The organism is Streptomyces shinuiensis, assembly GCF_043660855.1.
Classification (GTDB): domain Bacteria; phylum Actinomycetota; class Actinomycetes; order Streptomycetales; family Streptomycetaceae; genus Streptomyces.
Genome location: NZ_JBIHML010000001.1, coordinates 2,177,432 through 2,204,189, shown reverse-complemented (window position 1 = coordinate 2,204,189; position 26,758 = coordinate 2,177,432). Strand labels below are relative to the sequence as shown.

22 protein-coding genes and 2 pseudogenes are annotated in these 26,758 nt (G+C 72.0%); 11 read left to right on the top strand and 13 right to left on the bottom strand.

All coding sequences use genetic code 11. The annotated features are described in order from the left end of the window. Positions 1-83: 83 nt before the first annotated feature. Positions 84-332 carry an SCO4848 family membrane protein gene (locus ACGRHY_RS09725; protein ID WP_394634991.1) on the top strand — a complete coding sequence of 83 codons (249 nt, stop codon included), beginning with the start codon at positions 84-86 and terminating at the stop codon, positions 330-332. Between the two features lie 69 nt (positions 333-401). Beyond that, positions 402-1,766 (top strand): metallophosphoesterase, encoded by a 1,365-nt coding sequence (locus tag ACGRHY_RS09720; RefSeq protein ID WP_394634990.1) that lies wholly within the window; start codon positions 402-404, stop codon positions 1,764-1,766. A 530-nt stretch (positions 1,767-2,296) separates the two neighbouring features. Here ACGRHY_RS09720 and ACGRHY_RS09715 read toward each other — a convergent pair. The 5 genes from ACGRHY_RS09715 to ACGRHY_RS09695 all read right to left on the bottom strand — a co-directional run bounded on the left by ACGRHY_RS09715 (position 2,297) and on the right by ACGRHY_RS09695 (position 6,446). Continuing rightward, positions 2,297-3,067: a succinate dehydrogenase iron-sulfur subunit gene (locus ACGRHY_RS09715; RefSeq protein ID WP_394634989.1), complete on the bottom strand. Its 771-nt coding sequence runs from the start codon at positions 3,065-3,067 to the stop codon at positions 2,297-2,299. After that, positions 3,067-4,821, bottom strand: a complete 1,755-nt coding sequence (sdhA, locus tag ACGRHY_RS09710) for a succinate dehydrogenase flavoprotein subunit (RefSeq protein ID WP_394634988.1) — start codon at positions 4,819-4,821, stop codon at positions 3,067-3,069. Before sdhA ends, ACGRHY_RS09715 begins: the two co-directional genes overlap by 1 nt. A 24-nt stretch (positions 4,822-4,845) precedes the next feature. After that, positions 4,846-5,280: a succinate dehydrogenase hydrophobic membrane anchor subunit gene (locus ACGRHY_RS09705; protein WP_394634987.1), complete on the bottom strand. Its 435-nt coding sequence runs from the start codon at positions 5,278-5,280 to the stop codon at positions 4,846-4,848. Positions 5,281-5,284: 4 nt separating this feature from the next. Further along, positions 5,285-5,665, bottom strand: a complete 381-nt coding sequence (gene sdhC, locus ACGRHY_RS09700; protein WP_101255118.1) for a succinate dehydrogenase, cytochrome b556 subunit — start codon at positions 5,663-5,665, stop codon at positions 5,285-5,287. Positions 5,666-5,801: 136 nt separating this feature from the next. Next, on the bottom strand, positions 5,802-6,446 hold the full coding sequence (locus ACGRHY_RS09695) for a 2-oxo-4-hydroxy-4-carboxy-5-ureidoimidazoline decarboxylase (RefSeq protein ID WP_394634986.1): 645 nt from the start codon (positions 6,444-6,446) through the stop codon (positions 5,802-5,804). A 214-nt stretch (positions 6,447-6,660) separates the two neighbouring features. On the opposite strand from ACGRHY_RS09695, the gene ACGRHY_RS09690 reads away from it, so the two are divergent. Then, positions 6,661-8,286 (top strand): beta-N-acetylhexosaminidase, encoded by a 1,626-nt coding sequence (locus ACGRHY_RS09690; protein ID WP_394634985.1) that lies wholly within the window; start codon positions 6,661-6,663, stop codon positions 8,284-8,286. 64 nt (positions 8,287-8,350) lie between these two features. On the opposite strand, the gene ACGRHY_RS09685 is transcribed toward ACGRHY_RS09690, so the two are convergent. Then, a complete protein-coding gene (locus tag ACGRHY_RS09685) occupies positions 8,351-9,250 on the bottom strand; it encodes an ABC transporter permease (protein ID WP_394634984.1) in 900 nt (299 codons plus the stop codon). Continuing rightward, positions 9,247-12,036 (bottom strand): CocE/NonD family hydrolase, encoded by a 2,790-nt coding sequence (locus tag ACGRHY_RS09680; RefSeq protein WP_394634983.1) that lies wholly within the window; start codon positions 12,034-12,036, stop codon positions 9,247-9,249. Before ACGRHY_RS09680 ends, ACGRHY_RS09685 begins: the two co-directional genes overlap by 4 nt. Positions 12,037-12,613: 577 nt before the next feature. Here ACGRHY_RS09680 and ACGRHY_RS09675 point away from each other — a divergent pair. From ACGRHY_RS09675 to ACGRHY_RS09665, 3 genes are all read left to right on the top strand, one after another. Continuing rightward, complete coding sequence (locus tag ACGRHY_RS09675; protein WP_394634982.1) at positions 12,614-13,573, top strand: hypothetical protein; 960 nt, start codon at positions 12,614-12,616, stop codon at positions 13,571-13,573. 13 nt (positions 13,574-13,586) lie between these two features. Beyond that, positions 13,587-14,636 (top strand): hypothetical protein, encoded by a 1,050-nt coding sequence (locus ACGRHY_RS09670; protein ID WP_394634981.1) that lies wholly within the window; start codon positions 13,587-13,589, stop codon positions 14,634-14,636. A gap of 146 nt (positions 14,637-14,782) precedes the next feature. After that, positions 14,783-15,598, top strand: coding sequence for an endonuclease/exonuclease/phosphatase family protein (locus ACGRHY_RS09665; RefSeq protein WP_394634980.1), 816 nt, complete (start codon positions 14,783-14,785; stop codon positions 15,596-15,598). A gap of 193 nt (positions 15,599-15,791) precedes the next feature. Here ACGRHY_RS09665 and ACGRHY_RS09660 read toward each other — a convergent pair whose 3' ends face one another. From ACGRHY_RS09660 to ACGRHY_RS09645, 4 genes and pseudogenes are all read right to left on the bottom strand, one after another. Next, complete coding sequence (locus ACGRHY_RS09660; protein WP_394634979.1) at positions 15,792-16,913, bottom strand: hypothetical protein; 1,122 nt, start codon at positions 16,911-16,913, stop codon at positions 15,792-15,794. Continuing rightward, complete coding sequence (locus ACGRHY_RS09655) at positions 16,904-17,533, bottom strand: RNA polymerase sigma factor (RefSeq protein WP_394634978.1); 630 nt, start codon at positions 17,531-17,533, stop codon at positions 16,904-16,906. The genes ACGRHY_RS09660 and ACGRHY_RS09655 overlap by 10 nt, the downstream gene beginning before the upstream one ends. 225 nt (positions 17,534-17,758) lie before the next feature. After that, complete coding sequence (locus ACGRHY_RS09650; RefSeq protein ID WP_394634977.1) at positions 17,759-18,499, bottom strand: FG-GAP repeat protein; 741 nt, start codon at positions 18,497-18,499, stop codon at positions 17,759-17,761. 271 nt (positions 18,500-18,770) lie between these two features. Beyond that, positions 18,771-19,103: pseudogene (locus tag ACGRHY_RS09645) on the bottom strand (N-acetylmuramoyl-L-alanine amidase); the annotation flags it as partial. Between ACGRHY_RS09645 and ACGRHY_RS09640 the strand changes: the two are divergent. Next, positions 19,027-19,362, top strand: coding sequence for a hypothetical protein (locus ACGRHY_RS09640; protein ID WP_394634976.1), 336 nt, complete (start codon positions 19,027-19,029; stop codon positions 19,360-19,362). The pseudogene ACGRHY_RS09645 and the gene ACGRHY_RS09640 overlap by 77 nt on opposite strands. A gap of 158 nt (positions 19,363-19,520) precedes the next feature. Here the strand turns inward: ACGRHY_RS09640 and ACGRHY_RS30255 are convergent. Further along, positions 19,521-20,054: pseudogene (locus tag ACGRHY_RS30255) on the bottom strand (hypothetical protein); the annotation flags it as partial. 421 nt (positions 20,055-20,475) lie between these two features. On the opposite strand from ACGRHY_RS30255, the gene ACGRHY_RS09635 reads away from it, so the two are divergent. The 3 genes from ACGRHY_RS09635 to ACGRHY_RS09625 all read left to right on the top strand — a co-directional run bounded on the left by ACGRHY_RS09635 (position 20,476) and on the right by ACGRHY_RS09625 (position 23,527). Next, positions 20,476-21,675 (top strand): RNA-guided endonuclease InsQ/TnpB family protein, encoded by a 1,200-nt coding sequence (locus ACGRHY_RS09635; protein WP_491630958.1) that lies wholly within the window; start codon positions 20,476-20,478, stop codon positions 21,673-21,675. Between the two features lie 188 nt (positions 21,676-21,863). Beyond that, entirely contained in the window at positions 21,864-22,508 is a 645-nt protein-coding gene (locus ACGRHY_RS09630) for an RNA polymerase sigma factor (RefSeq protein ID WP_394634974.1), read from the top strand. Then, complete coding sequence (locus ACGRHY_RS09625) at positions 22,505-23,527, top strand: hypothetical protein (protein WP_394634973.1); 1,023 nt, start codon at positions 22,505-22,507, stop codon at positions 23,525-23,527. The genes ACGRHY_RS09630 and ACGRHY_RS09625 overlap by 4 nt, the downstream gene beginning before the upstream one ends. 280 nt (positions 23,528-23,807) lie before the next feature. On the opposite strand, the gene ACGRHY_RS09620 is transcribed toward ACGRHY_RS09625, so the two are convergent. Next, positions 23,808-24,758: a L,D-transpeptidase family protein gene (locus tag ACGRHY_RS09620; protein WP_394634972.1), complete on the bottom strand. Its 951-nt coding sequence runs from the start codon at positions 24,756-24,758 to the stop codon at positions 23,808-23,810. Between the two features lie 250 nt (positions 24,759-25,008). On the opposite strand from ACGRHY_RS09620, the gene ACGRHY_RS09615 reads away from it, so the two are divergent. Beyond that, a complete protein-coding gene (locus ACGRHY_RS09615) occupies positions 25,009-26,619 on the top strand; it encodes an acyl-CoA mutase large subunit family protein (protein WP_394634971.1) in 1,611 nt (536 codons plus the stop codon). Positions 26,620-26,758: the final 139 nt, after the last annotated feature.

Here is a 26,758-nt window from a genome sequence, read left to right as displayed (position 1 = left end):
ACGGAACCTCCGAGAGGACCATCGCGGTGGCGGGAGACGCCCCTGCCAGTGATTCCGTTGGGCCGATAGACATACTTGTAGGTGTGAAACTCTCTCGCCCCGTCTCGTGGTTCCTGCTCGCCTTCGGGGCGTGGAGCTGGTTCGTGTGGACCAACTTCACCAGGAACCTGTGGAAGGACGGCAGCGGCCTGGCGTTCGACGACGCCGGCGACCCGACCGCGTACTTCTGGATCCATCTGGTGCTGGCCGCGGTCTCGCTGGTGCTGGGCACGGCCGTCGGGATCATCGGGCTGCGCGGCCTGCGGGCCCTGCGCGCCCCGGGCAGCGGCTGAAGGAACGCATGACCGCCGCCGGTACGTTCGGCTGAGGACAGGCAATCGGGCAGGGGAGTGGAGCGGGGCATGGCCGTGGTGTTCGTGGGCGTCCTGGTGCTGGTGATCGCCGTCCTGGCGGCGGTGCACTGGTACCTGTGGCGGCGTCTGGTGCGCGACGTGGCGGCGCGCGGCACCTGGTACAGACGGGTGGGCACGCCCCTGCTCGTCCTGCTGCCGCTGACCGCCGTCGCGGCGCAGGCCGCCGGACGGGCGGAGGTGCCCTTCGTCCTGAAGCAGGCCCTCGCCTGGCCGGGTTCCCTCTGGCTCGCCATGGTGCTCTACCTGACGCTGGCACTGCTCGCCGGGGAGGCGGTGGGGCCGCTGCTGCGCCGCTTCCTGGAGCGGCGGGACGCGAGGCGTGCGGCCTGCGGGGGCGCCGCCGGAGAGGAGGCCGGGGGTGCCTCCGGCGACGCCGCCGCGACGGAGGCGCGCCCCGCCGCCCGCGCCTCCGCCCAGGATGGCGCGGGCGGCGGGGCGCCGGCCGGGACGGCGTGCACGGCCGTCGCGGTCCGCGACGGCGCGGGCCCCGGGACCGATGCCGGCTCCGGGGAGCGCCCGCCCGCCGGGCCGTCGCGCCGGCTGTTCGTGGCCCGCACCGTGGCGGCCGCCGCGGGCGTCGCGGCGGCCGGGACGGTCGGCTACGGCACGTACGGCGTACTGCGCGGCCCGAAGCTCAAGCGCGTCACCGTCCCCCTGGCCAAACTGCCCCGCGCCGCCCACGGCTACCGCATCGCCGTCGTCAGCGACATCCACCTCGGCCCCGTCCTGGGCCGCACCCACGCCCAGCGGATCGTGGACACCATCAACCGGGCCGACGCCGACATGGTCGCCGTCGTCGGCGACATGGTGGACGGCACCGTCGCCGAGCTCGGCACCGCCGCCGAGCCGCTGTCCCGGCTCCGCTCGCGCGACGGCTCGTACTTCGTCACCGGCAACCACGAGTACTTCGGCGACGCGGCCGAGTGGATCGACCACGTCCGCGAGCTGGGCCTGGAGCCGCTGGAGAACGCCCGACGCGAGCTGCGCCACTTCGACCTGGCCGGCGTCAACGACCTCGCGGGCGAGACCGAGGGCGAGGGTCCGGACTTCGCGCGGGCGCTCGGCGACCGCGACACCTCCCGCGCGGTGGTCCTCATGGCCCACCAGCCGGTCATGATCCACGACGCGGTGGACCACGGTGTGGACCTCCAGCTCTCCGGCCACACCCACGGCGGCCAGATGTGGCCCGGCAACTACCTCGCCGGCCTGGCCAACCCCACACTCGCCGGTCTGGATCGCTACGGCGATACCCAGCTCTACGTCACCCGCGGCGCGGGCGCCTGGGGCCCGCCGGTGCGGGTGGGAGCGGAGTCCGACATCACCGTCGTCGAACTCGCCTCCGAACAGGCCTGATCCGCCCCGGGCCCGGGACACCGCCCCTTTCCGATCACGAGGACGCGTGCCGCGCCCTGGAAGGGCTGTCGGCGTCCACCCCGTGGAGGGCACCGACACCGTTCCCCTCCCGCCCTCCCCGGAACCGGGCGGTTCCCGGCGCACCGCGGCCGACCGGGCCGCGTCGGCAGGGCTCGCGGTGATGGTGCCGATCGCGGGCTCCTTCACGGGGGGAGGAACCGGACCGCTGCTCGCCACCGCCTGCGACTCCTGCCGGGACGGCGTCCGCGGCCCCTGCGTTTCGGCGTCGCCCCGACCGCCGTCGCGTGGTGCGCGGTGCCGCTGGTGACCCCGGGGACGGTGGCCGGGGTGTTCCTGTCCCGGAGGGACGGCCGGGCGGCCGGTGTCGGCCCGGGACCGCCGGCGCGCTGCGGACGCACCCCGGTCCCGCCCCGGCCCCGAGGCGGCGCGGACGTGGGGGCCCGCACCCCGAAGGGTGCGGGCCCCCACCATGCCCCGGGGCGCCCGTGGCGGGCGGCCCGGAGGGGATGTCAGTAGCGGCGCGTGATCAGCGCGCGCTTGACCTCCTGGATGGCCTTGGTGACCTCGATGCCGCGAGGGCAGGCCTCCGTGCAGTTGAAGGTGGTGCGGCAGCGCCAGACCCCCTCGCGGTCGTTGAGGATCTCCAGACGCTGCTCGCCGCCCTCGTCGCGGGAGTCGAAGATGAAGCGGTGCGCGTTGACGATCGCCGCCGGGCCGAAGTACTGGCCGTCGTTCCAGAACACCGGGCACGAGGAGGTGCACGCGGCGCACAGGATGCACTTGGTGGTGTCGTCGAAGCGTTCACGGTCCTCGGCGGACTGCAGGCGCTCGCGGGTCGGCTCGTTGCCCTTGGTGATCAGGAAGGGCATCACGTCCCGGTAGGCCTGGAAGAACGGCTCCATGTCGACCACCAGGTCCTTCAGGACCGTGAGCCCCTTTATCGGCTCGACCGTGATCGGCTTCTCCGGGCTGATGTCCTTGATCAGCGTCTTGCACGCCAGCCGGTTGCGGCCGTTGATGCGCATCGCGTCGGAGCCGCAGATGCCGTGCGCGCACGAGCGCCGGAAGGTCAGCGTGCCGTCGATCTCCCACTTGATCTTGTGGAGGGCGTCCAGGACGCGCTCCTTGGGGTCGATCTCCAGCTCGAAGTCCTGCCAGGTGACCTCGTCGGAGACCTCCGGGTTGAACCGGCGGATCCGGAAGGTCGCGGTGATGTAGGGGGAGTCCGCAGCCGTGCCGCCGGCACCGGCCTGGGACTTCTCCATGACGGGAGTGGCCATCAGTACTTACGCTCCATCGGCTGGTAGCGGGTCTGCACGACCGGCTTGTAGTCCAGCCGGATCGACTCGGTGCCGTCGTCGCCCACCTCGCGGTACGCCATGGTGTGGCGCATGAAGTTGACGTCGTCGCGGTTGGGGTAGTCCTCGCGGTAGTGGCCGCCGCGGGACTCCTTGCGGGCCAGCGCGGAGACGGCCGTCACCTCGGCCAGGTCGAGCAGGTTGCCCAGCTCGATGGCCTCCAGCAGGTCGGTGTTGAACCGCTTGCCCTTGTCCTGGACCGACACGTTCTTGTACCGCTTGCGCAGGGAGGCGATCTCCTCGACGGCCTCCTTGAGCGTCTGCTCGGTGCGGAAGACCATGACGTTCTTGTCCATGGTCTCCTGGAGCGCCTTGCGGATCTCCGTGACCCGCTCGGTGCCCTCCGAGGAGCGCAGCGACTCGACCTGGCCCTGGACGAACACGGCCGGGTCCTCCGGCAGGTCCACGTAGTCGGCGGTCGCGGCGTACTCGGCGGCGGCGATGCCCGCCCGGCGGCCGAAGACGTTGATGTCCAGCAGCGAGTTGGTGCCCAGGCGGTTGGCGCCGTGCACGGACACGCAGGCGACCTCGCCGGCCGCGTACAGGCCCGGCACCACCGTGGTGTTGTCGGCCAGCACCTCGCCCTGGACGTTGGTCGGGATGCCGCCCATCGCGTAGTGCGCGGTCGGCTGGATCGGGATCGGGTCGGTGTACGGCTCGATGCCCAGGTAGGTGCGCGCGAACTCGGTGATGTCCGGCAGCTTGGCGTCGAGCTGCTCCGGCGGCAGGTGGGTGAGGTCCAGGTAGACGTGGTCGCCCTCGGGGCCGCAGCCGCGGCCCTCGCGGATCTCGGTGTAGATCGAGCGGGAGACGACGTCGCGCGAGGCCAGGTCCTTCATGACGGGCGCGTACTTCTCCATGAAGCGCTCGCCGTCCTTGTTGCGCAGGATGCCGCCCTCGCCGCGGGCGCCCTCGGTGAGCAGGATGCCCATGCGCCAGATGCCGGTCGGGTGGAACTGGAAGAACTCCATGTCCTCCAGCGGCAGGCCCCGGCGGAACGCGGCGGCCTGGCCGTCGCCGGTCAGGGTGTGCGCGTTGGAGGAGACCTTGAAGAACTTGCCGTTTCCGCCCGAGGCGAAGACGACGGCCTTGGCCTGGAAGACGTGGATCTCGCCGGTGGCCAGGTCGTAGGCGACGACGCCCGCGGTGCGCTTGACCCCGTCGGCCTCGCTCATCAGCAGGTCCAGGACGTAGAACTCGTTGTAGAACTCCACGCCCTCCTTGACGCAGTTCTGGTACAGCGTCTGGAGGATCATGTGGCCGGTGCGGTCCGCGGCGTAGCAGGACCGGCGCACCGGGGCCTCGCCGTGGTTGCGGGAGTGGCCGCCGAAGCGGCGCTGGTCGATGGTGCCGTCCGGGGTCCGGTTGAACGGCAGGCCCATCTTCTCCAGGTCGAGGACGGCGTCGATGGCCTCCTTCGCCAGGATCTCGGCGGCGTCCTGGTCGACCAGGTAGTCACCGCCCTTGACCGTGTCGAAGGTGTGCCACTCCCAGTTGTCCTCCTCGACGTTCGCGAGGGCCGCGGCCATGCCGCCCTGGGCCGCGCCGGTGTGGGAGCGGGTGGGGTAGAGCTTGGTCAGTACCGCGGTGCGGCTGCGCTTGGTCGCCTCGATGGCGGCGCGCATCCCGGCACCGCCGGCCCCGACGATGACGGTGTCGTACTTGTGGATCTTCATGATGAAAGCGCCTCAGCCCCGGCTCTAGCGGATGTTCGGGTCGAAGGTGAAGATCACCAGCGTGCCCAGCAGGACGGTGAACACCGTGGCGGTGTACAGCAGCATCTTCAGCCAGAAGCGGGTGCCGTCACGCTCGGCGTAGTCGTTGATGACGGTCCGCAGACCGTTGGCGCCGTGGAGCATCGCGAGCCACAGCATCAACAGGTCCCAGGTCATCCAGAAGGGCGAGGCCCAGCGACCGGCCACGAAGGCGAAGTTGATCTTGCTGACGCCGCCGTCCAGGACGAGCTGGATCAGCAGGTGGCCGATCACCAGCACGACCAGCACGATGCCGGACAGCCGCATGAACAGCCAGGCGTGCATCTCGAAGTTGCCGGGCGTGAACTTCCTGGCCGTCCGGCTGGTGCGGGCGCGGGGCGGCTCGATGACGGGGGCGGGGTTGTCTACGTCGTAGGCCATGTCGTCAGCTCCCGAACAGCTCGCTCACGGCGTGCCCGAGGACCGGGTACAGTGCCCCGATCATCAGCACGATCCAGATGCCCATGACGGTCCACAGCATCTGGCGCTGGTACTTGGTGCCCTTCGACCAGAAGTCGACGGCGACGACCCGAAGGCCGTTGAGCGCGTGGAAGAGGATGGCGGCCACGAGGCCGTACTCCAGCAGCGCGACGATGGGCGTCTTGTAGACCGCCACGGTTTCGTCGTAGGCCTCCGGGGAGACGCGGACGAGCGACGTGTCCAGGACGTGCACGAACAGGAAGAAGAAGATGAGGACGCCGGTGACTCGGTGAGCCACCCAGGACCACATGCCTTCCCGGCCGCGGTACAGCGTTCCAGCCGGCACGGAAATACCCTCCGGGAGCGGTTTACGGGGCCGGCCGGCTTCGGTGTCGGTCTGGCCCGGCCGGGTACGGTCCACCGGCCGATGGCCATGGTAACGACGTCCTGTCGGTACAGTCCCTCCGGGGGGCCAGATGTGATCAATCAGGCACGGACGGGCTAGGTGCCCGGCCGGGGGTCGTGGTACCGGCCGGGGCCGGTACGGGGGCGCCCGGTACGGCGGCGCGGGGCGGCCGCCGCGGCCGGCCCGGGGGCGTCCCGTCCCGGGCCAGCCGCAGCAGCCGGCCGCGCGCGATGCGTCGCAGTTCCTCGGCGGCCACGGCGCGCTCCTGTTCGGCCTCGTTGCCCAGTCTGGTGCGGATCGCGGCGAGGACGTGGCCGAGCGCCTCCTCCTCGCGCACCCCGTCCACGCACAGCACGAAGGCGTAGCCGAAGCGGCTCTCGTACGCGGCGTGGGCGGCGCGCAGGGCGGTGTGGGCGGCGAGCGCGCCGGGGCCGGTGATGGCGATGTGCCGCCCGCCGTACAGCGGGCCGCCGTGCCCGGCTCCGGCGGCGGACTCCCCGGTCAGGGCCTCGGTCAGGTCCTCGTCGGTGAGGTCGTAGCTGGCCTCGTCGGCGGCGGCGAGCAGCGCGTCCACATCCGGGTAGGGGCGGTGGGCGGCGATGTTCTCCGCCCACCGCCGGCTGCCGCAGCAGCCGAGCAGGACGCCCCGGAGGTCGGCGGGGAAGGCGTTGTTGAGGCGGTGGAGCGGCGTTGCCTCGCTTCGCTGAGGGGGCAGGCGCATGGGCTCCTCGGGCGCGGGGAGATGTCAGGGAGGTCGCGGGACACGGGAGTGCGAGCGGCCGTGCGGCCGGGGGGATCGTGTGACGGAGGATGACGTCACGGTAACGACAAGTGGGAGGAGACGGTCGGCGGGCAGATTCATTTCACCCGGACGAGACGAGTCCCGGGCGCATGATTGACGGACGAGGACTGGAAAGGGGCAATACGGTCACCTCATGGGACGCAGGCGCAGACGCAATCCCCGCAGGAAGGCCGCCGCCGTCGCGGCTGTGGCCGGGGCGGCCGCCGCCATCACGGCCGTCACCCTCCTCGTACTGCCGGACGGCCCGGGGGACGGCAAAGAGCCGGGCGGGGGCACACGCGGGACCCCGGACGTACCGGCCGTCACCCTGCCCGCCGCCCCCGCCACCGTCCCCGCCGTACGCCGGTGGACGCCCGAGCCCGGAATCGGCTGGCAGCCCGCCCCCGGCACCCGCGTCGTGGCCGACCCCGGCGGGCCGCTCGCCGACGAGGCCGAGCTGCTCGCCGGAGAGCTGGACGTGGAGCACTCCGGCGGACCGGCCGGGCCCGGCGACATCGAGCTGAGACTGGACTCCGCGAACCCGGGCAAGGGGTACGGAGGCCGCGAGGGCTACGTGCTGAGAGCCGACACCGGCCGGGTCACCGTCACCGGCCGCACCGACGCCGGCGTCTTCTACGGCACCCGCACCCTCCTCCAGGCCCTCCGCGACGGCGGCTCGGTCCCCCGCGGCACCGTCCGCGACTGGCCCGACCGCCCGCAGCGCGGCTTCATGCTCGACATCGCCCGCAAGCACTTCGGCGCGGGGTGGATCGAGGACCGCATCCGTGAGATGGGCGACCTCAAGCTCAACCAGCTCCAGCTCCACCTCTCCGACGACCAGGCCTTCCGCGTGGAGAGCGACTCCCACCCCGAGGTCGTCTCCGACCCCCACCTCACCAAGGACGAACTGAGCCGGATCATCGAGCTGGCCAACTCCCGGCACATCACCGTCATCCCCGAGATCGACTCGCCCGGCCACCTCGGCGCGGTGCTCGACGCCCACCCCGGGCTCCAGCTGCGCGACGCCGACGGCGATCCGGCGCCCGGCGCGATCGACATCTCCGACCCGCGCTCGGCACGCCTGGTGGACGACCTGCTGCGCGAGTACGCCCCCCTCTTCCGCGACCAGGTGGGCCCCGGCCCCTACTGGCACCTGGGCGGCGACGAGTACCGGGCGCTGATGCGCTCCGACCCCGAGGCCGCCTACCCGGAGCTGGCCGGGACCGCCCGCCGCGAGCACGGCCCCCGGGCCCGGGTGCGGGACCTGGCGGCGGCCTGGCTCAACGACCGCGCCGAGACCGTGCGCGAGGCGGGCTTCACACCCCAGGTGTGGAACGACGGGCAGCACGCCGGCGGGGTCGTCGAACCGAGCCGCCCCAGGCAGGTCGCCTACTGGACGGGCAAGGAGATCGGCGCCCGGCCGCCCGGGGAGTACCTGCGAGAGGGCTGGGAGATGGTCAACCTCAACGACGAGTACCTCTACTACGTCCTCGGCGAACCCAACGAGTTCACCTACCCGACCGGGGAGCGGATCTACCGGGAGTGGACCCCGGCCGTGCTGCGCGGCACCGAGCCCGAACCGGCCGGGCTGACCGGACCGGACCGCGTGGTGGGCGGGCGGCTGGCCGTCTGGTGCGACCTGTCGGGCGCGCAGACGACGGCCGAGGTCGCCCGGGGCGTACGCATGCCGCTGCGGGCCGTGGCGCAGAAGCTGTGGGACCCCTCCCCGCCCGCCCTGGAGTGGGAGGACTTCCGGACCCTGTCGGACCGTGTGACGTAGGGCGGGAGGGGCAGGGGCCCGGTACCGCTCGGCGGGCGGACCGGCAGACGGCTCGGGGGACGGTTCAGGAAACGATGTCCTTGGTGCGGAAGTGGCGGAAGGCCAGGGCGAACAGCACCAGTGCGTACGCCACGGACACCGACGCGCCCCTCAGCATCCCGCCCGTCTCCAGCTCCGGCTGGAAGACGTCCGCCCAGGCGAACTGCCAGTGCGCGGGCAGCAGCTCGCGCCAGTCGCCCAGTGCCGTGACCGCGTCCAGGATGTTGCCCACGATCGTCAGCCCGATCGCGCCGCCGACCGCGCCCAGCGGCGCGTCGGTGACCGTGGACAGCCAGAACGCCAGCCCGGCCGTCACCAGCTGGCCGACGAAGACGTACGCCACGGCCAGCGCCAGCCGGCCCAGCGCCTCGTCCGCCGGCAGCGTGCCGCCGGTGGGCAGCTCCAGCGGGCCCCAGCCGTACGCCGCCGAGCCCGCGGCCAGTGCCACCAGCGGCAGCAGCGCCATCGCCGCCGCGCTGAACGCCAGCGCCACGGCCAGCTTGCTCAGCAGCAGCCTTGAGCGCGGTACGGGGGCCGCCAGCAGATAGCGCAGCGAGGACCAGCTCGCCTCGGAGGCCACCGTGTCGCCGCAGAACAGCGCCACCGGCACCACCAGCAGGAAGCCGGCAGAGACGAACAGCGCCATGGCGGCGAAGTTCGGTCCGGAGGCGGTGGCGGTGTCCATCAGGTTGATGCGCCGGCCGCCGCGCTCGGGCTCGCCGCCGATCGCGAAGGCCGCGATCAGCACGAACGGCAGCGCGGCCAGCACCAGACCGGTCACCAGAGTGCGGCGGCGCCGGAGCTGGCGCACCGCCTCGACCCGCAGCGGCAGGGTGCGCCGCGGGTGGTAGCCGGGCGCCGCGCCCGACGGGTCCGCGCCCCGCGGGCCCGGTGCGGGAGGGGGAGTGGGGGTGGTGGCGGTCATCGCTCTCCTCCGATCAGGGTGAGGAAGGCGTCCTCCAGGCGGCGGTGCGGCCCGGCGCGCTCCACCGGTACCTCCAGTCGCAGGAGCTCGGCCAGCAGCTGCGTGGTGGTGGCGCCGTCGAGCCGTACCAGCAGCCCCTCGTCGACGGCGACGGCCGAGCCCACACCGGGCAGGGCCGCCACCTTCTCCGGCAGTGCCTCCGGCACCGGACCCCGCACCCCGACGAGCACGGTGTCGCCGGAGCCGGTGATCTCCTCCACCCGACCCGCCCGCACCAGCTCGCCGCGGTCCATGACCACCAGATGCGTACAGGTCTGCTCGACCTCGGCCAGCAGATGGCTGGAGACGATCACGGTACGGCCGGCCGCCGCGTAGCGGATCATCACGTCCCGCATCTCGCGGATCTGCGGCGGGTCCAGGCCGTTGGTCGGCTCGTCCAGGATCAGCAGGTCCGGCAGGCCCAGCATGGCCTGGGCGATCGCCAGCCTCTGCCGCATGCCCTGCGAGTAGGTGCGCACCGCGCGCTCCAGGGCGTCGCCGAGCCCGGCGATCTCCAGCGCCTCCTCGGTGCGCGCGTCCCTCTCCGGGCGGCCGGTGGCCCGCCAGTACAGTTCCAGATTGGCCCGGCCCGACAGGTGCGGCAGGAAGCCCGCGCCCTCGACGAACGCGCCGACCCGCGACAGCACGGGCGCGCCGGGGCGGATCACATGGCCGAAGACCATGATCCGACCGCTGTCGGGGGCGATCAGGCCCATCAGCATGCGCAGGGTGGTGGTCTTGCCCGCGCCGTTGGGGCCGAGCAGGCCGAGCACCTGGCCGCGCTCCACCCGGAAGGACAGATCGCGCACCGCGTAGCGGTCGGCCGAGCCCGCGTACCGCTTGGACAGGCCGGTGATCTCCAGCGGGACGTCCTCGCGTACGGAGCCCGCCTCCGGCGCGGCGGCGGGCTCCGCGGAGGTGCCGGGCGCGGCGGGTACGGGTGGTGCGGCGGGTACGGTCCCGCGGCGGCGTCCGGTCAGCAGCAGCACCGCCGCCGCGGCCGCGCCGGCCGACGGCATGCCCCACACCCACCACGGGGTGCCGGCCGCCTCGACGGCCAGGCCGGGCGCGGTCGGCACGCTCAGCCCGCCCCCGTCGAGGGAGACGCTGTAGGCGGCGGGCTCGACCGGCGAGGCGTAGGCCAGATCGGTGGCGGAGAACACCAACCGCACGCGGTGCCCGGCCTCGAAGCGATGGTCGATCGCCGGCAGCCGCACCTCCACGCTCCGGCCCTCCCCGGCCCCGGTGATCCGCAGCGGCGCCACGAGCTGGGAGGGCAGCACCTGGCGTCCGTCGGGGCCCACGTCGTAGACCTTGGCGAACAGCACCGCCTCCCCGGACGCGGAGGCCGACGTGACGTCCACCCGCACCGAGGGCGAGCCGGTGACCTGGACGGCCTCGGGGAGCGGGGCCGACTCGAAGCGTGCGTGCTGGCCGGGGTAGTCCACCGACAGGCCGATCCCCAGGTCCGACAGCCCGCCGCCCAAGGCGCTCAGACCGGGGACGGCGGAGACGGCGGGCGGGCTGCCGCCGGCCGGGTTGGCGAAGGTCTGCTCGCGCCCCCGCAGCGGCACGGTCCGGCTGCCGGCCTCCAGGCCGGGGTAGCGCTCGGCGGTGGCGGCCCGCAGCCGCGTCTCACCGTCGGTGGTGTCCATGCCGCCGGTGCGGGTGACGCGGAAGGCCGGACCGGTGTCCGCCCCCTTCTCGCCCTTGAGGTGGCGGTCGAACCAGGCGCGGGTGCGGTCGTCCAGCCGCTCGGTCTCGTCGGGTCCGCCGTCGTGGCCGCCCGCGATCCACTCCACCGCCACCGGCGCGCCGTTGGAGCGGATCGCCTCCGCCATGGCGTCGGCGTGGCCGAGCGGGAAGAGGGAGTCGGAGCGGCCCTGGACGATCAGCGCCGGTACGTCGACGCGGTCGGCGACCGCCGCCGGGCTGCGCTCGCGCAGCAGCTCGCGCGCCTCCTCGTCCGGCTCCCCGGCGACGGCGACCCGCTCGTACATCTCGCACAGCTCCGTGGCGAACCGGCCGCAGCCCGCCCGCTCGGAGGCCGGCCCGGCGGTGGGTGCGCCGGCGCCCGCGACGGTGGAACCGGTGGTGAAGAAGACCCCGGCCCACAGCTCTTTGAAGACGCCGTCCGGGAAGAGCGCCTCGGACAGGTCCCAGTAGGCGATGCGCGGGGCGACGGCGTCGACCCGCGCATCGTACCCGGCCGCCAGCAGCGAGACCGCGCCGCCGTAGGAGGCGCCCGCCACGCCCACCCGGGGATCGCCCTCGCCGTCGAGGCGGACCTCGGGCCGCTTCGCCAGCCAGTCGATCAGGGCGCTGACGTCGGCGACCTCGCGGTCGGGGTCGTTCAGCCCGATCCGGCCGCCGGAGGCGCCGAAGCCGCGGGCCGACCAGGTCAGCACCGCGTAGCCGGAGCGGGCCAGCTCCTCGGCCTGGCCGCGCAGCTCGGCCTTGCTGCCGCCGAAGCCGTGGCCCAGCAGGACCGCGGGACGGCGGGTGCCGGGGTCGCCGGCGGTGAAGTAGGAGGTGTCGATCCGGACGGTGTTCCCGCCGTTCCCGCCGTTCCCGCCGTCCCCGTCGCCGCCGTCCGGCGATTCGGGCAGGGTGAGCCTCTGCTCGGTGTGGCGTACGGCGGGGGCGTCGTCCGGGAGGGCCGCCCACACACCGCCCCCCACGAGAACGGCGCCGGCGGCGGCCGCCGCGAGCAGCCGGCCGCGGGGCCTGGGCAGTCGGAGATCCATGGCCCGACCCTACGGGGTGTCCCGCCCGGTGCACGGAGCGCCCCGGAGGCGGAGCCGGCGGCCGAGTGCGTCCCTCCGGGAGGAGGGGGCGGCCGAGTACCGCCGCGGTGGAGCCCGGCCGTCGTCCGTGGCGTTCAGGCGGACCGGGCAGGCCGGAGAGCGAGCGGGCCGGGCCGACCGTGCCGGGTGGCGGCTGCGGTGGTGGGGGCCCGGCGCCTCCCGCGGTCCCGAACCCCTGCGCGCACCCGCGTGCACCCCGGCGCCGTGCGGCTCCGGACGTCACGGCCGATTCCCCCGACCCCGCCTGGTCCGTGGACACGTAACGCCCCGGGGCACGCGGCGGAAGAATTCGCGGCGGCGTCCGCGTCGCCCTTCCTCCGGACCCGGTCAACCCGGCAGGCCGAGCAATGACCGAGGCCGACAACGAGCTCGGGCGGGTCATGGCCGTGAAGATGCGATGTGCACCCGTGTGGATTAGCGTGGAATGCGGGCCGGGCTGAGAAGACCTCACGACTTCGGGTGCGAGCGGCGCGGAACACGCAGGCCCGGAAGTCGGCTTCCACGGAGGGAAGCGGCCATGCAGATGAACGAAACCTACCGGAAAGCACTTGCGGGAGAGCTTCCGCCTCCGCCCGACAGGGGATTTCTGTCCCCCGGCGGGGTCGCCATCCGCAACAGGCTTCCGGTCCCTCTGAACGTCTACACGGCCGTGGACGGACGCTGGGGCTTCGTCGGGGGTCCGTCGGGACCGGTTCCGGGGCCCGGGGGAACCGCCCTGAAGGTGCCTCCTGCGCCGGGACCGGAAGTACGTGTACAGCCGATCAAAGATTCCTATCTGCTGTTCGAGAGCGGTTTGAGCGGAGGATTCATCGCGGCCGTCCTCGTCACTTCCGGGACCGAGGAAATCGATGTCACCGGCTGGTGTCTGCTGGAGCCCTACAACGTGGGTCCGGTTCCGGCCCCGAAGATCGGCGAGGGCGTCATCATCCCGGATGACTCCCCTCCGGTGGTCGTCGGCTGCGGGAATCTGCCAAAAAAATCCGACGCCGTCGAACCGCCGAACATAGCCGTTCGGGAACAGTTCTGGCAGAGCCTCCCCGATTCTTACACCATCGCCCCCGGAGAGACGAAGAGCTGCTCTTTCGAGGTGGTGTCCGGAATGCAGAGTACCACCACCGAACAACACTCCCTGGAGGCATCGGTGGGAGTTTCCGCCGGTGCGGGCTGGGGGCCGGTGTCCGCTTCGATCTCTGCTTCGCTCAACACGTCCTCCACGACTTTCCAGCAGGTTTCCGTCAGCGAGGAGACCCGGTCCTACGTGTCGGAGAAGAGGGAGCTTCCGCAGAGCCCGGCGGACCACAGGTGTCCAATGATGGTCATGTACTGGCAATTGGTGGACCGGGTGACCGTCTACGACGGCCAGAAGGTGAAACAGGCGGAGTTGCTCCAGCAGTCGGCCATCGGATCGATACTGACCAGTACGCAGCCGACAGTGGTCTGTGCGACAGAACTCAAGATCGACGATGCTGTCCCATAGGGAGGCCGGCAGCGTGAAGATGAACCGAGCGTCCCTGGACGCCGTGTACGGCAACCTGACCTCCCCGGTGAACCCCAAGAGTCCCACCGGGTGGTTCATGTTCGAGAACAGGACACCGCTGGAGTTGGGTGTCTATCTTCTCTCCGACAAAGGAGCGCAGCTCGGGCTTGATTCAGGGAAAGGACGCAAACGATTCGGCGTGGACTTCCCTGCAGGCGGCATTCCTCCGACGGCAAGGAGTGATTTCTATGCCGGCCCGCTCCTGAACGGATGGTATCTGTTGTTCGTCAACCAGTACACAGGGGCGTTTGTGACCGTCAAGCAGGTGTCAGTGGCGAAGGACGGGGACCAGCCGGTTCCGATCGCCGTCACACTCCAGGACCTGCTTGTTCCGCACGGAATCGGTCCGCCTCCGAAACCGTACAAGAATATTGTGATCCCTCCGGACTCGCCGCGGATGACCGTCGGCTGCGGAACCACTGCCGTCCAGGGCAGGGAAAAAAAGGTGACGCTCGAGCAGTACTGGCGCAGGCTCCCGAAGTCCTACAGTATTGGGCCGCATCAGAGCCGAGTGGAAAACTATACCGTCACGTCGGGCAGGGACCTGACCACCACCGCAGAAAGTACTCTCGCCGCGTCCCTGGGGTTGAGTGTGAATGCCGGGTGGGGGCCCATATCCACCAGTATATCGGCATCGCTGAACACGGCATCCAGTACCTCGCAGCAGGTCAGTACGCACGCGAGGACCACCTCTTTCATCTCCCAGGAGTTCACGAACCAGGAGGACACGGAGAAAATAATTCTCTTCTGGGAACTCGTCAATCTGGTCACCGTTTTCGGTGTCGACGGAAAAGCCCAGGCGTCCCTCGTCTACGGCTCGGAAGATCCTGCTGTGGCCACGGCGCCTTACACCATCGAGTCCCTCGGGGATCCTCCGGTCGACAGGTCCCTCCCCATGTCCTCGGCCATGCAGGAGGTGCTCTCTCGGAAATCTCGGGATTCGGCGCAGGGAGAGGCCGCTGCGGAATCACGCCGTGCGCACGCGAGCGACCCGGGTGGGTAGGCGCGTTGGCCGAACTGCCGGGGAGAGCCTTGCGAGAGCCGCGAAAGCGGTGCGGGGTCACCCGGCGGCCGGCCTCCGCCGATGCACCCGGAGGCACTGAGGGGAGGAAGCGCCGTTCCGGCGGCGCGGTGCGACCCTGTGAGGAGATGTCCGACCGAAAGGGCGCCTCGAAGGCGATCGGACTCGGAAATCGGCAGAGGCGGGCAATGCGTGCGATCACTTGGAACATGCAGGGCGCAGGAGGGATGGGAGAGAGTAAGTACGCCAGTAACATAATGACGCTTCTGAACAGGATGCACGCCGGCCCCGACCTCGTTCTGGCGCTCCAGGAGGCGGGAGACCCTCCGAAGGGATCCGGTAACCCTCCGGGGAACGTCTTGGGTCACTTCTTCTTGGGCGGTTTCGAGTTTTACGAGATAAAGTGGGACGTAAGGGTCGGCCGTCAGAGCCTGAGCTATTACATCTATTACGCCATTACAGACGTTTCGGGGAATCCGGTGACTCCCGGGCGAGTCAATCTGGCGCTGCTCGTGCCAGTTCGGCTGGATACACGAAAAGATGTACTCATATGTGATCCCGGTCTCCCGAAGGTCAACTCCAGGCCGGCGATCGGAATCCGGTACAACCACATGCTGATATGGAGTCTCCATGCCTTCTCGAAAGGGGGAGGAGATGCGATCCCATTGCTTTCCAGTATATCGTCCAGTGTGCCATTGAGGGGTTATCCGTGGATTGCGCTGGGTGACTACAACATAGATCGCAGGAACCCTGGAAAGCGGCAGCTTGAGGATCGAAACGGGTGGGATCCGAGTTGGTCCGTGATCGCTTCCGGAGAAGTGACGCACCCTCCCTCGAGCGAGTTGGACTACGCGGTGGCGAAAGTTCTGAGGAAGCAGGACGTGCAGGTCATCCCACTGTTCGGGGGGTCCGACCATCTGCCCGTCCTCTTCGAGTTCCAGTGACCCGGGGGGCCGGTGGACCGCCACGGAGCGGGAACCGCTGTGCGGCGTCACCGCCTCCGACCCGGAACGTGGAGCGCGTCCTGTCGCCCGGAGAGGCGTCGGACGCGGCGACCGGACAACCGGAGGCGCAGGGGCTCCCCGCCCGCTTCCCCGGACCCCCGGATCCTGTGGAGCGGGCGGGAACGGCGGGGGATCAGCGAGGGGCGGACACGGGGCGGTCCGCGGGGGCGCCCTTGTTCTGTGCGGCTTCGGCCCGGGTACCGCCGGCTCCGTTCCCGCCGTCACCGGCGCCACCGCCGGGGGCGCCCGGGGTGCCGGCGCCCCGGCCGCCGCCTACGTTGCCGTTGCCGGGGCGGCCGCCGGTCCGGTCGGCGCTGCCGCGGCCACCGGCGTTTCCACCGCCCGGGTTCCCACTGTCGCCGCCGTTCCGGTTCCCGATGCCACTGCCGGGATTTCCGGGGTTGGCGTTCTCCTGGCCGTTGCCGGTGCTGCCGGTGCTGCCGGAGGCCTGGTCGGGCCGGTCCGGGGTGTCCGGCGTCGTACCGCTGCCGCCGCCGTTTTCGTCGCCCCGGCCACCGCCGACGGGGGAGGGCCTCGCCGCCTGGCCCTCCAGGACCGCGGCGCAGTACGCGGCGACCCGGTCGCGTCCGCCCGCGGCGGCGATCAGCGGCTTCCGCACGGCGCCGTCCGGGCTGCCCGGACCCCGCTGCTGGGCCCGGCACAGCGCGACGATCCGCGCCGACGCCTTCGAGGGCGGCACGGTGCCGGGTCCGGTGCCGTCGTGGTGCGGCCGGGCCGGGCCGGCCTCCCCGGTCGTGGTGGCCTTCGGGGACGCGGGGACGGGAGGAGTGGGGGCGGTGCCCGTTACCCGGGAGGCGTCGGGCGTGCCGCTGGGACCGCTTCCGGGCAGAAACGGGACCCCGCCGGAGGCCACCGCCACCCCGCTGCCGAGGACGGCGGCCACGACCACGCCGAGCGCACCCGTACGCGTCCGGCCCAGACGCCGTGTCAGCCGGGCGAGACGGCCCCGCAGACCGGCCGCCGCCGTCGGAGCGGCGGCGGCCGCCCGCTCGTCGCGGGCCGCCCGGAAAACGGCCAGGGCCTCCTCCTCGCCCTTGAGCACGCCTGAGCCCGGCGGTGGCACCGCGGCGCCGAGAACGGCCGCGAGGGCGCGCAGGCTGTCGTCCGACGGCAGGTCGCCGGAACCCTGCGGGCCGGAGCCCGGCCGGGAGCCCTCAGCGATCAGACGGCGCAGCGCGGCCTCGGTCACACGGGCGCCTTCCTCCCCGTCCCGCATCGGGTCGTTCACCTCCATACCGCCGTTGCCTCGGGCCGTTCCACCAGCCGGGCCAGTTTCTTCAGACCGCGTGACAGCGCCATCGCCACCGCCCCCGGCCGCTTGCCGAGGATCTCGGCCGTGCTCTTCGTGTCCAGGTCCAGAACCACCCTCAGAAGTACCGCCTCGGCCTGCGGAACGGGCAGAGTGCCGATGAGGGAGACGATCTCACGTGTCGACAGCTCCGTCCCGGCCAACTCCGCGGTGTCCGGGGCGGCCTCCCCGCCGGGGGTGCCGGACGCGAGCGGTTCGGGCAGCTCGTCGGTCGGTACGGTGATCTCCTGTACACGCCTCCTCCTGCGACGCAGGACGTCCCGGGCCCGGTTCCGTGTGACGGCGAGGGCGAAGCGGCGGAAGGAGGCGCCGTCCCCCTCGAAACGCAGCACGTCCCGGGCTATCTGTAACCACGTCTCGGCCACGACGTCCTCCGCCTCCTGACCGACGATGACGGCCGCGTAGCGCAGGAGTTCGGGGTTGAGGCGGCGGTAGACGGTCCGGAAGGCGGCCTCGTCGCCCCGCCGCACGCCGAGAACCGCAGCGTTCAGATCCCCGGGGTGCTCCGGGTGGATCCCGTCGCAGCCGTCCGCCGCATCACTCACGGACGGGATCCTTCCACGCTCCCGCGCGGCGCGTCGACACGGCGGCTCCGCGCGGGCTCCGCCCGTGTGGAGCCGGTGCGGGCGAACGTGAAAACCCTCACCCGGTCCGGGAGAAGTGGGGAAGGGGCCGGACGGGATCTCCCGTCCGGCCCCTTCCGCCGCGGACCGCCCGGCAGCCGCCCGGCAGTCGCTCAGTGGCCGTCCACCGGCGCACCTCCGGCCCGCTCAGGGAGCCAGCGGATAGCCCAGCCAGGCACCCGCGGGCGTACCCATGTCCGAGCGGCCGTAGTAGACGGCGCCCGAGGTGGAGACACCCCGGCTGCCGGCGTCGAACTGGAGGATCGTCCCGTCGAAGGAGTTCTCCCCCGGAGCGCCGACGGCCAGGTCCGCGCGGCCCCAGCCGGACATGTCGGCGAGCAGGACGCCCGCCCCGAGCCGGTCGTCGGTCTCGGAGACCCCGGCGACGCCGGAGGTGTCCTGGTGAAGGCTCACGGCGCCGGAGGTGCTCAGCCCCGAGGAGGTGCCGCACAGCAGGACCGCCGTGCCCGCGTTCCGGCGGTTGGCGCCGTCGCGGGTGAGGTCCTCGAAGGGCAGGCCGGCGAGGACGTCGGCGTGCCCGTCGCCGTCGACGTCGCCCGCCGAGACCGACCAGCCCATCGCGTCGCCGGCCTCGGCGGCCCCCGGAACACCGGAGGTGTCCTGGTGGATCACCTTCCGGCCGGTGGTGGTCGGCCCGTCCGGCGAACCGGGCAGCACGGTGATCTGGCCGCCGCTGTGGGCGCCGGACTCGGAGGTGTAGGGCTGACCGACGATCAGGTCCGCGTACGCGTCGCCGTCGATGTCGGCCGCGGCGACCGAACGGCCGCCCTTGACGGACGACATCCCTACGTAGACCAGGCCGTCGGCCGACCCGTTGAGGGGTGTGAGCCGGCCGGTGCCGCCGGAGTCCCGGTGGCCCAGGACCACATCGGCGTAGCCGTCGCGGTTGAAGTCGGCGGTGGGGGCGGCGGAACTCGCGGCCGGGCTCGCGGCGAAGCGCCGGATCTCCGGCAGCTCGTCGTACAGTGTCTGGCCCGGGCACGCGGTGTTGTAGCCGTCGCGGTGACCGGAGACGGTGCGCAGGGTGGCCTGCTCGCCCCTCCTCCCACACGCCGGTGTTCCCCATGGCGGTGAGCGTCACACTGCCGGTGGGGTCCACGCCGTACTGGCCGAGCTTCCAGGCGGTGATCCTGGCGACGGCGCCGGTCACGTCGGGGGTGGGCACGTCGCCCGCGGCGTAGTTGCCGATCACCGCGATGCCGGTGGAGTAGCTGTTGAAGCCGTAGGTGTGCGCGCCCACCACGGGCAGGCCGGCGCCGCCGTGCCGGCCCTCGAAGATCGTGCCGCACTTGTCGACCAGGAAGTTGTAGCCCAGGTCGTTCCAGCCGTTGCTCTCGACGTGGAACGTCATCAGCGACCGCACGATCGCGGGCGGGTCGGAGCAGGTGTAGTTGATGTCCTCGAGCGCCGTGTGGTGGACGAAGGCCGCCTTGATGCCGTCCTCCAGGTACGCCGACGGCTCCTCGACCATGGACTCGTCGGCGCCCCAGGCGGCGCGCGAGACGATCGGTGGCCGGGTGACCGTGGAATCGGGCGCGGTCGGCACGGTCGGCTCCGGCGACGGGCTCGCCGTCGGGCTCCCGGAGGTGCCCGGCTCGGTGGGCTCCGGCTCGGTGGTGTCCGGAGCGGTGGACTCCGTCCCGGAGGGCTCCGCCTCGGCGGATGACGCCGAGGCGCCGTCCGCCGGGTCGCTCGCGGTGGCGGAGGGCGCCGGGTCCTCGGCGACGTAGGCGGCGGGCCGCATGCCCGTGCCCACGGCCGTCCCGAAGGCCGCCGGACCGAGGTCGGCCGCGTTCGCCTCCCTGGCCTCGCGCGGTGTCACGCCCGGGTCGACCAGGTCCAGCCGCATACCGGCGGGGAACTCGTCACCGGTCTGCCCGTCGGCGGAGACCACCCGGGCCTCGACGCCGTCGGAAGGGCCGACCCAGCGGGGTGCGGTCGCACCGCGGGCCGTGGCCTCCCGGCCCTCCTCGCCCTCGGGGACGTGGATGTCCAGGTCCAGTTCCTGCCACGGCGTCCACTCGCCGGTCCCGATGTCGCGGGTGCGCACCTCGGCCCGGCCGCCGATCTCCGCGGTCGCCCGGGGCCAGGAGATGCCCAGCAGGCTGAACGGCCTGGTGTCGCGGCGGGTCACACCGCTGTGCCCTCGCCTCTGGTCTTCAGGCTCACGGAGTACACCCTGACCGGCGACGCGGTCACGGAACTCCCCTTGTCCTCGGGCGGATTGGCCACGGCGACGGTCACCACACCGGCCCCGCCCACCGCGACGGCCCCCAGAGTCAGCCAGGTTCGCCTCTTCAGGCTCAATGTTCTGCGCGCTCGTGTTCTTCGCGGACTCAAGTCCCGCCCTTGTCGTCTGGATCGTTCGTCCGGAGACTCGCTCGCCCCGCGTCCGCCACGGGACCCTGCGGTAGGCGCTCACCGTAGAGGAAACGTCACTCTGGGGCAGAGGCAGGTACTCAACCGTTACAGGGCGGGCCCGCGACCGGGCCGGGGGTGCGAAGACGGCCGGGGTCGCCACCCCCCACAGGAGAGACCCCGGCCGCCGTCGAGTACGGACCGCCGCGCCGAGCGAGGTCCGTCACACTCCTCAGCGCCGGGGGGCCGAAAACTGTTACTCCTCCCGCTCCCCCTCCTCCCGCACTCCCTCCGCCCCGTCCTCGCCGCCCGTCCCCGCGTCCTCCCCGCCGCCTTCATCAGGTACCTCCGAGGAGACTTCCCGCTTCTACGGGGAGAGGAATCGGACTCCTGCGGAGCAGGGCAAGGAGCGGGGTTTCGCCGTCAGGGCGAAAGACCGTGCTCTGACCCGCGGAGTTGCTCTTCACGTGTGGTCAGTCTAGTTTGTGAGCGTGGCCACGACGCAGGTGAAGCGGGCGTTCAAGTACCGCTTCTGTCCCACGGACGAGCAGGCGGCCGAGCTGTCGCGCACGTTCGGTTGCGTCCGGAAGGTCTACAACCTGGCGCTCCAGGCCCGTACGGAGGCGTGGGCGCGGCAGGAGCGGGTGAACTACAACGCCACGTCGGCGATGCTGACCGCGTGGAAGAAGACTGGGGAACTGGCCTACCTCAACGAGGTCTCCTCGGTGCCGCTCCAGCAGTGCCTTCGGCACCTGCAGGCAGCGTTCACGAACTTCTTCGCCAGGCGGGCCAAGTACCCGCGGTTCAAGTCGAAGAAGAAGTCGCGGAAGTTCGCCGAGTACACCACCAGCGGCTTCCGTTTCCGTGACGGGAAGCTGACACTGGCGAAGATGGCGGAGCCGCTGGACATCGTCTGGTCCCGGCCGCTGCCCGAGGGCGCGCGGCCGTCCACGGTGACCGTGTCCCAGGACGCGGCCGGTCGCTGGTTCGTCTCCCTGCTGTGCGACGACCCCAGTATCCAGCCTCTGCCGGTCACGGACGCGGCCGTCGGGATCGACGTCGGCCTTGACCACCTGCTGACGCTGTCCACCGGGGAGAAGATCGTCAACCCCCGGCACGAGCGCCACGACCGCGCCCGCCTCGCCCTGGCACAGCGCCGCCTGGCGAAGAAGGCCATGGGGTCCGCGAACCGGGCCAAGGCCCGGCAGAAGGTGGCCAAGATCCATGCCCGGATCGCCGATCGTCGGCGCGATGGGCTCCACAAGCTCTCGACTCGCCTCGTGCGTGAGAACCAAACGCTCGTGATCGAGGACCTGACCGTGCGCAACATGGTCAAGAACCGGAAACTCTCCCGCGCCATCTCCGATGCCGCGTGGACCGAGTTCCGGAGCATGCTGGAGTACAAAGCAGCCTGGCACGGGCGGGAAGTGATCGCGGTCGACCGCTTCTTCCCGTCCTCCAAAATGTGCTCCCACTGCGGCACCCTGCAGGAAAAGATGCCGCTCAACGTCCGCACCTGGACGTGCGACTGCGGAACGACCCACGACCGGGACGTCAACGCGGCGAAGAACCTGCTGGCCGTCGGACTGACGGTGACAGCCTGTGGAGCTGGTGTAAGACCTCAACGGAGAACTCCGGGCGGGCAGTCGGCGACGAAGCAGGAAACCCCACGGCGTAAGCCGTAGGAATCCCCCTCGTTCACGAGGGGGAGGAAGTCAACTCGGTAACTACCGTCCCGTCCGCATGGACGGGAGCGCACACTAGGTCGTAGCGTTCTGCTTCGCATCGACGCAGATCGAAGCATCATGGCGGGACCGCGCTCGGCCAGGAGCGAGGGCGAGCGCTACATCGCGAAGTGGGGCAGGACTAAGGCGTGCAGGGGGAAGACGCGGAACTCACCGCAGCGGTGCGGGAGGCGCGGGAGGGGGACGAACGCGCCTTCCGTACCGTCTACCGCGCCGTCCATCCCCGCCTGCTGGGATACGTGCGGACGCTGGTCCCGGACGCGGACGCGGAGGACGTCGCCTCCGAGGCGTGGCTGCAGATCGCCCGGGACATCGACCGGTTCCACGGGGACGCCGACCGCTTCCGCGGCTGGACGGCGCGGATCGCACGCAACCGTGCGCTGGACCACGTCCGGGCACGCGGGCGGCGGCCCGTCTCCAGCCCGGTCGACGACGACAACGAACTCGCGGTGCTGCCCGCCGGATCCGACACCTTCGACGAGGCCCTGGAGTCGATCGGCACCGGGCACACCATGGCCCTGATCTCCCGGCTGCCGCGCGACCAGGCCGAGGCCGTCGTGCTCCGTGTCGTCGTCGGCCTCGACGCCAAGGGGGCCGCGCAGGTGCTGGGCAAGAGACCCGGCGCGGTGCGCACCGCCGCGCACCGGGGCCTGCGGAAGCTGGCCGAGCTGCTGGACGGGGAGGAGGGGACCGGCGACGGGGTGCCCGCGCCCAGGGCCGGGGCCGCACGGAGTGTGACGGAAAAGGCCAGACGGACGCTGAGGGAAACGTGAGGGCCGACGACCGGTACAACTGGCTGGACGAGGAGACCGCGGAGCGTCTGCTGCGCGGACGGTCGGCCCATCCCTCGCCGTCCGCGGACGAACCGGGTGCGTCGGCGCTGGCCGAGGCCCTCGACAGACTCGCCGCCGTTCCCGCGACCGCTGCCGCCACAGCGGGTCGCGCCTCCGCCCCCGGCGCCCGTGATGGCGGTGAGCTGCCAGGGGAGGCCGCCGCGCTGGCGGCTTTCCGGGCGGCCCGCGCACGGCCCGGGGTCGGTGCCGCCGGGCGCCGGAGCCGTCTGCGGTCGTTCGGCCGCCCCCTGCGGGTGGGCGCCGCCGGGCTGGCGCTCGGCGGGGTGCTCGGCGGGGTCGCCATCGCGGCCGGCAGCGGAATGCTGCCCGCGCCGTTCGGGGAAGGCAACGGCTCGCCCGCTCCGGCGACGAGCGTGTCCGCCGAGCCGGACGGGCCCCTCCCGTCGGCCGGCACCGCAGACTCCCTCTCCGGCCGGCCGGAAGCGGACGGCGGAGGGGAGCACGAGCACGGCGGAGGGGAGGAGGAGCGCGGCGGCCAGGGAGCCGCGGGCGACGGCGATCCGGCCGGCGCCGGCCCCGGCGGGCGGTCGGCGCAGAGCGGCTCGCCGGCTCCGGGGACGGACCGTGCGGGCGACCGGGCCGACGACTCCACCGCACGGCCGTCTCAGGTGGAAGCGAGCCCGGAGGAACTGTGCGGGAAGCTGCTGGACGGTGAGCTGGACCGGCGCGAACTTGCCGAGCTGGAGCGGGCCGCGGGAGGCCCGGACCGGGTGGACGGCTACTGCCGGCGGTCCGGTGCGGCGGCCGGCGGTACGGGCGACTTCGAACGTCCCGCCACGGGCGGCACCGGGGACGGCATCGAGGGCGGGGAAACCATCCCCGAGAAGCGCGGCGACACCCTCCCCGTCGAAACCGGCACGGCCGGCCCCGCAGCCTCCGGCCGTCCCGCCGACTCCGGACCGGGCCCGGACGGTCAGGCCGTCCCCGGGACGCCGTGACGACCGGTCCCACGGCCTGACCCCGCCGGGCCGGCGCGACCCCGGGAAGCGGGCCGGCGGCCGTGTGACCGGTGTCACGAGGCCCGTCGCCCGGCGGGTGTGACACTTTCCGGGCCACGGACGCAGTACATAACAAGCCGACTGGTCATCGGCGAGCGCGCCACCCGAGGTTCCCCCCGTACCTGCGGGATGCGCGTAGCGCGGGCGGGGCACGTTCCCCCGGCCCCGCCCGCGCTTCTTCACACCGGCCCGCGCCCCGTCCGGGAGGGCGCCGGGGACGTCAGTAGACGATCACCTTCTCGCCCACCCTCACCTGCTCGAAGAGCGCGGCGATCTTCTTCCTGTCCCGTACGTTGACGCAGCCGTGCGAGGCTCCGTTGTAGCCGTTGGCGGCGAAGTCCGCGGAGTAGTGCACCGCCTGGCCGCCGCTGAAGAACATCGCGTACGGCATCGGGGTGTCGTAGAGCGTGGAGTGGTGGTCCCGGCTCTTGAAGGTGACGCCGAACTCGCCCTCGCGGGTCGGGGTGAGCTCCGAGCCGAAGCGCACGTCCATGGCGGAGACGACCTTCCCGTCGATCATCCGGGCCAGCGTCCGGCTCTCCTTGCTGATGCACAGCGCCCGGCCCGTCAGGCACCTCGGATCGGGGTCGGACACCGGCCGTGTGGTGGGCGGGTACAGCTCCGCCCGCGTGGGGGTCCTCGTCCGCGCCGTCAGGTCGCTCCAGGTGGCCCGGGTGACCTGGCCGTCCGCCCTCAGGCCCCGCCGCTTCTGGAAGCCGGAGACGGAAGCGGTGGTGACCGGGCCGTAGTAGCCGGTCGGGTTGAGGTCGAAGTGCCCGGCCTGGCGCAGCCGCGCCTGGAGTTCGCGGACCCTCTCGCCCTGCGCGCCCTCCCGCATCATCGGCGCCGCCGGTGACGGCGGAGTGGACGCCGTCGGTGTCCCGGGCGGTGCCGGTGGCGGCGGGGCGGACGCCGTCGGTGTCCCGGGCGGCGCCGAGGTGCGCCGTTCCTCCTCCTCGCCCGCGGACGGTGCCGGCGTGGGCGTCGGGTCGGGTGCGGGTGTGCTCCGTGTCACGGACGGTGCGGGCGGCGGTGCCGTGACCGCCGCGGGCGATTGCGAGCGCGCACCCGTCTGCTGCGCCGTGCACCCCGCCCCCAGCAGCACCGCGGCCGCCGCGGCGAGCGCGGTACGGCCCACCGGCCTGTGCCGCATGGACTCCCCCCAGGACATCGAAACCCCCTCGGATCCGCCGGACCTTCACCGGTTTTTCCCACCTGTGCGCATTCCCGGCAGCCAGACTGCCCGAACCGCGGACGACAGGCCACCCTCCGGCGGTTCCGCGCGCGGCACCCGCGCGAGCCCTTCCGCGCACCACCCCGCTCGTTTGTGAGCAAGGTCCCAGGCTGTGGCACTCCCACCGCTCTCCCGCCGATCGCTACAGTCCGTATCGGACAGGGCGACGAAGCGGGAGGCACCGAACATGGCACGTGAGACTGGCCGCGGAACGGGCAGGGACCGGCTCACCGAGAGCGGGCTGCCGATCGAGCCGGTCTACGGACCCGACTCACTCCGGGACTGGGACCCGGAGGCGAAGCTGGGAGAGCCCGGTTCGTACCCGTACACGCGGGGCGTCTACCCGACGATGTACACCGGGCGGCCGTGGACGATGCGCCAGTACGCCGGCTTCGGCACGGCGGTGGAGTCCAACGCCCGCTACAAGCAGCTGATCGCCAACGGCACCATGGGCCTGTCGGTCGCCTTCGACCTGCCGACCCAGATGGGCCACGACTCCGACGCCCCCATCGCGCACGGCGAGGTCGGCAAGGTCGGCGTGGCGATCGACTCGATCGACGACATGCGGGTGCTGTTCGGCGGCATCCCGCTGGGCGAGGTCTCCACCTCGATGACGATCAACGCCCCCGCCGCCGTGCTGCTGCTGCTCTACCAACTGGTGGCCGAGGAGCAGGGCGTGCCGTCGGAGAAGCTGACGGGCACCATCCAGAACGACGTGCTCAAGGAGTACATCGCCCGCGGCACCTACATCTTCCCGCCCAAGCCCTCGCTGCGGCTGATCGCGGACATCTTCAAGTACTGCCGGGCCGAGATCCCGCGCTGGAACACCATCTCCATCTCCGGCTACCACATGGCCGAGGCCGGGGCGACGCCCGCGCAGGAGATCGCCTTCACCCTCGCCGACGGCATCGAGTATGTGCGCACGGCGGTGGCGGCCGGGATGGACGTGGACGACTTCGCGCCGAGGCTGTCGTTCTTCTTCGTCGCGCGCACCACGATCCTGGAGGAGGTGGCCAAGTTCCGCGCCGCCCGCCGGATCTGGGCGCGGGTGATGAAGGAGGAGTTCGGGGCGGAGAACCCCAAGTCGCTGATGCTGCGCTTCCACACCCAGACCGCGGGCGTGCAGCTCACCGCGCAGCAGCCCGAGGTGAACCTGGTGCGCGTGGCCGTCCAGGGCCTGGGCGCGGTGCTGGGCGGCACCCAGTCGCTGCACACCAACTCCTACGACGAGGCCATCGCGCTGCCCACCGACAAGTCCGCCCGCCTGGCGCTGCGCACCCAGCAGGTGCTGGCCTACGAGACGGACGTGACCGCCACCGTCGACCCCTTCGCCGGGTCGTACGTGGTGGAGTCGATGACCGACGAGGTCGAGGCCGCCGCGCTGGAGCTGATGGGCAAGGTCGAGGAGCTGGGCGGCGCGGTCAACGCCATCGAACACGGCTACCAGAAGGGCGAGATCGAGCGCAGCGCGTACGCCATCGCCCAGGAGACCGACTCCGGCGAGCGCGTCGTCGTCGGCGTCAACCGGTTCCAGCTCGACGAGGAGGAGCCGTACGAGCCGCTGAGGGTGGATCCGGCCATCGAGGCCCAGCAGGCCGAGCGGCTGGCGCGGCTGCGCGCCGAGCGCGACCAGGCCGCCGTGGACGGGGCGCTGGCCGCGCTGCGCAAGGCGGCCGAGGGCAGCGACAACGTGCTCTACCCGATGAAGGAGGCGCTGCGGGCCCGCGCCACCGTCGGCGAGGTCTGCAACACCCTGCGGGAGGTGTGGGGCGCCTACGTCCCCACCGACGCCTTCTGAGCCCGCCGTTCGACCTCACCGGTTCACCCGCCCCGCCGATCCCGTGCTTCGGGGGACAGCGGGGCGGCCGGTTCCTCACGCTTCGAGGCTTGAGCAGCGTCGCGTGAGGGGACGGTTGGCGTTACGCCGACCGCCCTGC

Coding starts and splice junctions, on each gene's coding strand:
- ACGRHY_RS09685 (WP_394634984.1), bottom strand. CDS start 9,250: ATGACCGCCACCACCCCCACTCCCCCTCCCGCACCGGGCCCGCGGGGC.
- ACGRHY_RS09675 (WP_394634982.1), top strand. CDS start 12,614: ATGCAGATGAACGAAACCTACCGGAAAGCACTTGCGGGAGAGCTTCCG.
- ACGRHY_RS09640 (WP_394634976.1), top strand. CDS start 19,027: ATGTCCTCGAGCGCCGTGTGGTGGACGAAGGCCGCCTTGATGCCGTCC.
- ACGRHY_RS09620 (WP_394634972.1), bottom strand. CDS start 24,758: ATGTCCTGGGGGGAGTCCATGCGGCACAGGCCGGTGGGCCGTACCGCG.
- ACGRHY_RS09660 (WP_394634979.1), bottom strand. CDS start 16,913: ATGGAGGTGAACGACCCGATGCGGGACGGGGAGGAAGGCGCCCGTGTG.
- ACGRHY_RS09615 (WP_394634971.1), top strand. CDS start 25,009: ATGGCACGTGAGACTGGCCGCGGAACGGGCAGGGACCGGCTCACCGAG.
- ACGRHY_RS09695 (WP_394634986.1), bottom strand. CDS start 6,446: ATGCGCCTGCCCCCTCAGCGAAGCGAGGCAACGCCGCTCCACCGCCTC.
- ACGRHY_RS09720 (WP_394634990.1), top strand. CDS start 402: ATGGCCGTGGTGTTCGTGGGCGTCCTGGTGCTGGTGATCGCCGTCCTG.
- ACGRHY_RS09680 (WP_394634983.1), bottom strand. CDS start 12,036: ATGGATCTCCGACTGCCCAGGCCCCGCGGCCGGCTGCTCGCGGCGGCC.
- ACGRHY_RS09705 (WP_394634987.1), bottom strand. CDS start 5,280: ATGGCCTACGACGTAGACAACCCCGCCCCCGTCATCGAGCCGCCCCGC.
- ACGRHY_RS09690 (WP_394634985.1), top strand. CDS start 6,661: ATGGGACGCAGGCGCAGACGCAATCCCCGCAGGAAGGCCGCCGCCGTC.
- ACGRHY_RS09715 (WP_394634989.1), bottom strand. CDS start 3,067: ATGGCCACTCCCGTCATGGAGAAGTCCCAGGCCGGTGCCGGCGGCACG.
- sdhA (WP_394634988.1), bottom strand. CDS start 4,821: ATGAAGATCCACAAGTACGACACCGTCATCGTCGGGGCCGGCGGTGCC.
- ACGRHY_RS09665 (WP_394634980.1), top strand. CDS start 14,783: ATGTCCGACCGAAAGGGCGCCTCGAAGGCGATCGGACTCGGAAATCGG.